The 7629-nt window shown below is 48.0% G+C and carries 8 protein-coding genes and 1 pseudogene; 3 read left to right on the forward strand and 6 right to left on the reverse strand.

The window, feature by feature from the left end; all coding sequences use genetic code 11:
- Positions 1–77 precede the first annotated feature (77 nt).
- Together CWE07_RS02505 and CWE07_RS02510 are read left to right on the forward strand one after the other, a co-directional pair.
- Entirely contained in the window at positions 78–818 is a 741-nt protein-coding gene (locus CWE07_RS02505; protein WP_111568340.1) for an SDR family NAD(P)-dependent oxidoreductase, read from the forward strand.
- Positions 819–1071: 253 nt separating this feature from the next.
- On the forward strand, positions 1072–1386 hold the full coding sequence (locus CWE07_RS02510) for an Abi family protein (RefSeq protein ID WP_111568341.1): 315 nt from the start codon (positions 1072–1074) through the stop codon (positions 1384–1386).
- Here CWE07_RS02510 and CWE07_RS02515 read toward each other — a convergent pair.
- The 4 genes from CWE07_RS02515 to CWE07_RS02530 form a co-directional block, all read right to left on the reverse strand.
- The gene (locus CWE07_RS02515) at positions 1351–2547 is read right to left on the reverse strand and encodes a low temperature requirement protein A (protein WP_111568342.1); all 1197 of its coding nucleotides are present in this window, start codon (positions 2545–2547) and stop codon (positions 1351–1353) included. The two genes, CWE07_RS02510 and CWE07_RS02515, sit on opposite strands and share 36 nt — an antisense overlap.
- A gap of 73 nt (positions 2548–2620) precedes the next feature.
- Positions 2621–3628: a zinc-dependent alcohol dehydrogenase family protein gene (locus CWE07_RS02520; protein ID WP_111568343.1), complete on the reverse strand. Its 1008-nt coding sequence runs from the start codon at positions 3626–3628 to the stop codon at positions 2621–2623.
- Positions 3629–3650: 22 nt separating this feature from the next.
- Positions 3651–4229 (reverse strand): zinc-binding dehydrogenase, encoded by a 579-nt coding sequence (locus CWE07_RS02525; protein ID WP_275541001.1) that lies wholly within the window; start codon positions 4227–4229, stop codon positions 3651–3653.
- Positions 4230–4359: 130 nt separating this feature from the next.
- Complete coding sequence (locus CWE07_RS02530; protein WP_111568344.1) at positions 4360–5118, reverse strand: SDR family oxidoreductase; 759 nt, start codon at positions 5116–5118, stop codon at positions 4360–4362.
- A 159-nt stretch (positions 5119–5277) separates the two neighbouring features.
- Here CWE07_RS02530 and CWE07_RS02535 point away from each other — a divergent pair, with 159 nt between their 5' ends.
- Complete coding sequence (locus CWE07_RS02535) at positions 5278–6171, forward strand: LysR family transcriptional regulator (RefSeq protein WP_111568345.1); 894 nt, start codon at positions 5278–5280, stop codon at positions 6169–6171.
- A 289-nt stretch (positions 6172–6460) separates the two neighbouring features.
- On the opposite strand, the pseudogene CWE07_RS02540 reads toward CWE07_RS02535, so the two are convergent.
- Together CWE07_RS02540 and CWE07_RS02545 are read right to left on the reverse strand one after the other, a co-directional pair.
- Positions 6461–6664, reverse strand: a pseudogene (locus tag CWE07_RS02540) (HigA family addiction module antitoxin); the annotation flags it as partial.
- Positions 6665–6806: 142 nt separating this feature from the next.
- Positions 6807–7629 (reverse strand): ferredoxin reductase domain-containing protein (locus CWE07_RS02545; protein ID WP_476723712.1); only part of this gene is annotated, 823 nt, incomplete at its 5' end.

Consider the following 7629-nt stretch of genomic DNA (forward strand, 5'->3'; position numbering starts at 1 on the left):
TAATTAAGTAATGTGAGGCAGCCACATACACTAGATGCTGCCACAACCCAACCTTCAAAAAACTATAAGGAAGTCACATGACAAAACGTAATGCATTAGTAACTGGTGGTGCGCGTGGTATTGGCGCGGCAACTTCAAAAGCACTAGCGGAAGATGGCTATCGTGTATTTATTAATTACGTAAACAGCTCAGCAGTAGCAGAGCAACTAGCTGAAGAAATCCGCAGCCAAGGCGGCGAAGCTTTCGCAGTTCAGGCTGATGTACGTGACGATGCACAACTTGAAGCGATGTTTGCACAGGTGGATGAACATGGTGGCGTTGATGTATTGGTCTCTAACGCCAACATGAACTTTACCGCTAAACCATTCATTGAGCAGAGCTGGGATGAGTTTGCACAAAAATTAAATGATGAAATGCACGCGGCATATCAGACCGCTCATCTAGCTGTGAAATCCATGAAAGAAAAGCAATTTGGTCGTTTGGTCTTTATTTCTAGCACATTGTCAGAAGTTCCTGCACCGAACTTTATTGCTCATGGTACAGCAAAAGGTGCACTAGACAGTTTTAGTAAATATCTGGCTCAAGAACTTGGCCCACTGGGTATCACTTCTAACATCGTGGCTCCGGGCTTGGTTGAAACGGATGCAACGAAAGATGCACCAGCAGAATTCAAAGAGATGATCAGATCATTTACACCAACACAACGTGTAGCGACCCCTGAAGATGTCGCGAACACAGTACGTTACCTGGCGAATGAAGCAAGCTCTCATATTACAGGTACCTATAACCCAGTATGTGGTGGTGCATACGTTCAGTAATCTGATGCGCGATGTGGAAATTGATACGTAACTACCCCGTAAAATAATACAGCTCACTCGTAGAATTTCTTTTAAACTAAAACAAAGGAGCTTTACGGTGAGCAAACGCATGACAGAAAGCCAGATTGTTGGCTTAGTGCGCAAACTCGATGCGTTAATGCGCTCTGCGACAAGCTAAAGGAGCGGCTGTCTCAGGCAAGCGAAACCCGCTGCCAAATAGCCGAAGCAGTTGTAAAAGAGGCTGTGGCGTAAAATGAGTAAAAGAAGTGATACCAAGACAGCTTATGCTAAACCGTGGTTAAGTTATCAGGAGCAGCTTGCACAACTAAAAGTCCGTGGCTTATCGGTCACCGACGATGAAAAAGCTCTCGATAACTTTAAAGCTGGCGCAACATTCCAAAACGCTGTTGAGCTATATGTATTCGATAAAAAGCTTCGGATACACCTCTTGAATTCATTTTGCGCTTTTTTGAGAGGCTCATTTAACCTGAAAACAGTATCTGTTAAATTGCATGGGCGTAGCCATGTTCCATCACAGCATTTTATCAGACCGGCGCGCATCTCTTAGGGCCAGAAAAATCGGCACACCAATCTGCGAGAACAGCGCCAGGGCCCAAAGGCCGTTGCTGACAATCGACGGTATGAGGGGATGAACGGCTAGCACAACCAGTGCCATGACAATGCCGAACAGCCTCAGACCGGCGCTGTGGTATTTGTCGGTGGCATCAGCCACGGTTCGACGCAGCGCCCATAGCGAAGCTAAAAACACCGCAAGGCCAACCGAGCCAAGCGCGGCGTAGCCGGGCGGATAAGGCTCCCACAGGCCGACGTAGACTTGTCCGGCCAGCGCAACGCCAATCGTCACCGCACTCCACAAAATCACGATGTGAGCAAACCAGTATCTCAGCAGCACGGCACTGGTGCGGCTCTTCGGTTTTTCATTGCCGGCGCAGTCGAAATAAGTCCAGGCCAGCGCGAAGAGGGACAAGCCGCCCATGGTCACATTGAACAGCGTACCCGCGCTGACGCTGTAGACGCCCTTGTCGGCCAGCGTGACCACCAGTTTAAAGAAGCCTTCACCCAGCAAGATCAACATCAGAAGGCCGAAGCGCTCCGAGATGTGTCCGAGTTGAGGCACAAAGCGTTCGAAGCGGAGCGTGCCCACGCGCGGCAGCATGTACTGCAGCTGGATTGCTGCCACGCCGGCGGCAAAGACCCAGTAGGCAACCGGTGTCGGCAAAAAAGCCGACAGCGCGAACACCCCGGCCAACACGAAAAAATTCCGCGCCTGTTCCTGCGCCAGTCTATTGGCCGCGTTGTCGGTACAGCGCGCCCGCCAGTAAAGATAGGCCGTCAGCGCCCGATTTAACGCATAGGCCAGCGCGAAATACGTCCAGCCTTCACCGGCCACGTCGGGAATCGCCGCCGCGACGGTCATCATCGTGACAATCTTAAGTGCCATCACCACGCGATGCGGCATGTCCGTGGAGATATACAGCGAGTTATAGAGCGAGCTGTCTGCCCAGGCATAGAAAATCGCCAGGAACAGTCCGGTAAACACCCAGAATCCTTGCCACCCCAGATGATGGGACAGGTAATTTCCCAGAATGAAAATTGTCACTACATGGACCAGATCGAAGAAAAGTTCCACCCAGTGCACGTGGTCGTGGTGTTCATCGACATCCATGTGATGGCGCGGACGCCGCCAGAGAAGATCGCTAATTACCATACACTACCTCTTTTTCTTATTGTTCTGGCGGTGAATTATGCGCCGGCCAGAGACAAGCGGAAGCTACGAACTGTTAATCAAGTACGACCACTATTTTACCAATTTGCTGATTGGACTCCAGATAGTGATGCGCTGCTACTATCTCTTCAAATTTAAAGCTTCGATCAATGACAGGCTTGAGTGTTCCTTCGGATAAACCCGAGTGGATAAATTGCTTTGCTCTGTGAAAACGCCCGATGCCTTTTATAACTTCAGTAAACACATACCCCCTAACTGTCAGACTTTTACGAAGTGCTATTTTTAAGGGAAAAGGGGTTGTTTCGGGACTTAATGCTCCGTGTACTATTATTGTTCCCTCAGGGCTCATTGCTTCAGCAATTTCAGCTATCTGCGGCCCACCGACAGCATCAAATGCGATTTTTAAATTGTTTGCTCCCAAGATGCTTTTCAAGCTATCCAGTAGCGGTTCTTCTTGGGTTGCAATCACATGGGCCGCGCCAGCCTTGAGCACAGCAGCCTTTTTAGCGCCTGTTAGAGTTGTAGCGATAGGGATACCCCCCAAAGAATTCACAATTTGAATCGCAGCCAATCCAACACTGCTCGATGCAGCGGTTATCAGTACTGAATCGCCTTTTTGCACGTTAGCAATTTCGACCAAAGCGCCATAAGCTGTCAGGTACTGCATCCAGGCTGCTGCGCCTTCAGCAAAGGTTAACCCTGCTGGTTTGAGTGCCACATATTCATTGGGTACGACAATCTCTTCTGCGTAGCAGCCATTCTGAGAAAGCCCCATCTGAGGGACAATACAAACCTCTTCCCCAAGGCGTAAATGATTTACCTCTTCCCCGACTTCAATGACTATCCCGGATGCTTCATAGCCGATTCGCGAAGGGAAGTCAGCCTTTTCTATATACTGGCCTCGCCTGAACATGGCATCAGCACGATTGAGCCCAACAGCTTTGACTGCAATACGAACATCAGTGGCCTGCAAGCCTGGACTCGCCAGCGAGTCAATCGTTAACACCTCGGGACCACCTAATTCATGGAAACGAACAGTTCGAATTAGTTTTCTTGGGCTCATATGCATCCTCAACTATTACTTTTTAAGCAATTACATCAATAACGACTTTACCCATGGACCCCAACTCTACGGCATTATGTGCATCCATTGCCGTGTCAAGGGAGAAGCGTAACGGATCGAGTATTGGCTTAATTTGTCCCGCTTCAACAAGAGCCGTAATTTGCCGCAGAATGTCACCATGATGTTTGCGCCCCTCTCCGCTGAGCTGTGGGTGTAACACAAAAATCGCTGACAATGTTGCAGAGCGTAATGACGACGGTGCCAGGTTATGTGAGCCGAATGCAGCACAGCTTAAAATATGTCCATAATGTGCAACGATACCTAATGAGGCATCGAGTACAGAGCCACCGACAGTGTCGTAAATGATATCGAATCCTTTGCCTTGGGTGTATGCGTCCACGTACTCCGCAGGGCTTGCAGTGTGATAATCAATTGGCGTGGCACCAAGCGCCTTGAGCAGTTGTTGTTTTCCAGTCGATGCAGTGGCATAGACGTCGGCACCTAAGGCCTTAGCAATTTGCACAGCTACATGCCCAACTCCGCCAGCTCCACCCTGGATAAGGACTTTCTGGCCCGCTTTAACATTCGCCTTGTCAACCAAACCTTCCCAAGCGGTAAGTGCAACCAGAGGTAAAGCCGTCTGTTTAACGCTGTCATCAATAACCTCACAAACTGAATATTCAGCGGGTGGTTAAATCACCCGCTGGTTAATAGGTCTTATATTAAACGAATTAAAACTCTTGAACAGTTGGGCGCAGAACAATCTCGTTGATATCCACATCCGCAGGCTGCTCAATTGCGTATGCGATAGCACGAGCAACAGATTCAGATGGAATTTCATTTTGCTGATAAAAATCTTTTACAAAGGCTGCACCCTGAGCATCTGAACTTCCATGTTTCAATTCAGATTCGACTGCACCTGGTGAAATGATTGTTGAACGAATTTTACCCCCAACTTCATGGCGCAAGCCTTCGGCAATAGCGCGAACAGCGAATTTGGTTCCGCTATAAACCGTGCCGCCGGGACTGAATACTTTGATACCCGCTACAGACGAAATATTGATAAAGTGGCCTGATCCCTGCTCCTGAAAGATCGGAAGCGCTGCGGCTACGCCATACAGCAGACCTTTAACGTTGATGTCAATCATGCGATCCCATTCGTCAACTCGAATCTCAGCTAACGGTGCAATCGCCATTAACCCTGCATTATTGATAACCACATCAACTTTACCGAAGCGCTCTTGTGCAAGATTTACAAGGGCCTTCACTTCGTCCTGGCTAGTCACATCTGTCGCTTGAACCGCAACTTTTCCGCCCGCTGTACGTATGTCAGCAGCAATAGCTTCAAGCTTGTCGATGCGTCGGGCACCTAAAACAACAGATGCGCCAAGACTGGCTAAATGTCTTGCCGTGGTCTCGCCTAAACCGCTGCTACCACCAGTAATAACAACGACCTTACCGCTGATGTTGTTTGCTAAAACACTAGTCATAGTTAATATCCTCAAATCAGTTGAATGAATGACTCTGTCTAAATAACAAGCAAAGTATCCCTTACCTTCAAAAACCAATAAATGGAAATATTTTAATTTCACAATTCCATAATTTGGAATAATATTTATGTATTCATATCAAACCTGAATGTGACTGTGATGCTTAACAAATTGGAAATGCTCCGGATATTTTGTACTGCTGCTGAGTCTCGCAGCTTTAAAGAAGCGGCTAACCGTCTGGGGATTTCTCCTCAGGCAGTGACGCGAGCAGTGAAGGAGTTAGAACGATTGCAAGGGGAGCTTTTATTTCATCGAAATACTCGACACATACAAGTGACCCTGGTTGGAGAAAAATTTGCTGTGATCGCAAAAGAACGCCTGCGCGCTGTAGATGAATTGTTTCAAACAAGCGCCCCTAACTCGGGTAATGAATTACAAGGGCGGGTTCGTATCGCAGCGCCTGTTGGTTTTGGTCATAAATGCTTGATGCCAGCATTACTGGAACTCTCAACAATACATCCTCAACTGGATATAGACCTGACACTCAGTGACGAGCGCGTGGATGTCGTTGACGAAAAAATAGATATCGGGATACGTATCGGTTTCATGAGAGATAGTCGATTTATTGCCCGCCAGCTCACCAAAATTAATCTGTATGTCGTGGCTTCGCCTGACTTAATAAATAGAGTGGGAACGCCTGCGTCGATTGAAGATCTAAACCACTTGCCGGTTACAGGGTTAGTCGATCGCAATACGGGAAAGCTTTGGCCATGGGTTTTTTCCATGGACAGACAGTGGACGCCATCCACAACACGTTTTCGAAGTGCCGACGCCGAAGCTGAATTAATGGGTGTACAAAATGGACTGGGGTTTGCTCAAATTCCTGACTTTTCTGCCCAAGACTTATTACGCCAAGGGAAACTTGTAAGAGTGTTAGAAGAGGTCGAGCCGGAGCCTTGGGATTTATATATTTATCGCCCTCAACGTGGTCCAGTACCACAACGTATTCGATTGGTTTTTGATCACTTGTTGTCAAGATTAAGTGACTACTAATGGCACATCAGTAATATTCATAAAGTGCGAATACTACATGAGCTCACTTTACTGCAAAAACCGTAACCAATGTCTTCATTGAGTCACCAGGAATCATAATACAGTGCATTTTGCTACCACTTACCTTCTCCATATCAAGATATATAAAATCTTTTATTTCTTTCATCATGTGTCCTGTGAGTAACTGTTAGCCTACTATTCGTGGGTAACACCAGATGCCTAACGCCCAAGCACAGCGGCATAAACAGCGTGAGTGTCCGGCGCCGAAGGCGCGAACTGATGCGACTTGTTATGCAGCTGTAAGCTCAACCTTCTGCACCTTATCTAAACTCAAATTCTTTCCAGCATGCCACAAATCGTAAGCATCCTGCATCGCCAGCCAACTTTCAGGGCTTCTACCTAAAGCTTTCGATAAACGAAGCGCCATTTCCGGGCTAATGCCACTTTGACACTTCAAAACACGGTTCAGAGTAGACGGTGAAACATCTAATTTGCCAATGGTGAGTTATTGGGTTGGGGGCAAAGTAAACTCGCGCTCATCGAGCAAGAGTAAATACTACAAAGTAGCCCTGACAACTCAAGCATTCGAGTTTCAGGGCTTTTCTTATGGCTCGTGATAACAAGCAGTTACTTGCCTAACTACCGAAATCATCATAGCGGATGCGTGTTTCATCCACGCCGTGCTCTTTTAACATAGTCAGCGTCGCGCTGAGCATAGAAGGTGGGCCACAGAGGTAAAAATCGTACGCGTCGACGCTTTGAGATGGCAACCATTTCCCCGCAATCTCATGCACAAAACCGACATCCTGTTGCCATAAGCACGCTTTTTCAGGCTCAGACAGCACTGGGATAAATGTCAGCTCACCTCGCTGTTGGTGCTGCATAAACTCATCGTAATAGAGTAACTCATGGCGATTCCGCGCCCCGTAGAAAAAGGTTATCGGCCGCGATGCTGTATCATTCAGCTCTTCTTGAATGAGCGCTCGTAGCGGCGCCATTCCCGCGCCGCCACCGATAAAGCAAAGTTTGCGTTGAGCACCTGGTTGCCTTTGAAAGCCGCCAAAAGGGCCTTCTGCAGCAATGATTTCGCCGGGTTTTAGGTTGCATAGAAATGAAGAGCCAATACCTGGCGATGGCGCATCTGTTGCCTGTGGTTGATAACGCACGGTGAACACCAGCTCTTTGCCGCCTGCGGCTGTCGCCATGGAGTAGCTTCGCTGCACAGCGCTATGATTATATTCGACGTTTTCAATATGCTGCCACTGCGAAAGGAACTGCTCAGGAATATCTTCAGGGCGACTGCGACCAGCTCCAGCCGGAATAGTTAACACCATATACTGGCCGGCTGCGTAATCAAGCTTGCGGTCCAGCACTTCAAAGCACAATTCGCGCAACATCGGCGTTATAAACTTAGTACTTTTCAACTGCAGGTTAACGTGGCGCGCATCAGTTTGCGGC

It is taken from the genome of Aliidiomarina maris (assembly GCF_003987335.1).
GTDB classification, from domain to species: Bacteria; Pseudomonadota; Gammaproteobacteria; order Enterobacterales; family Alteromonadaceae; genus Aliidiomarina; species Aliidiomarina maris.

Coding starts and splice junctions, on each gene's coding strand:
- CWE07_RS02510 (WP_111568341.1), top strand. CDS start 1,072: ATGAGTAAAAGAAGTGATACCAAGACAGCTTATGCTAAACCGTGGTTA.
- CWE07_RS02530 (WP_111568344.1), bottom strand. CDS start 5,118: ATGACTAGTGTTTTAGCAAACAACATCAGCGGTAAGGTCGTTGTTATT.
- CWE07_RS02520 (WP_111568343.1), bottom strand. CDS start 3,628: ATGAGCCCAAGAAAACTAATTCGAACTGTTCGTTTCCATGAATTAGGT.
- CWE07_RS02535 (WP_111568345.1), top strand. CDS start 5,278: ATGCTTAACAAATTGGAAATGCTCCGGATATTTTGTACTGCTGCTGAG.
- CWE07_RS02505 (WP_111568340.1), top strand. CDS start 78: ATGACAAAACGTAATGCATTAGTAACTGGTGGTGCGCGTGGTATTGGC.
- CWE07_RS02515 (WP_111568342.1), bottom strand. CDS start 2,547: ATGGTAATTAGCGATCTTCTCTGGCGGCGTCCGCGCCATCACATGGAT.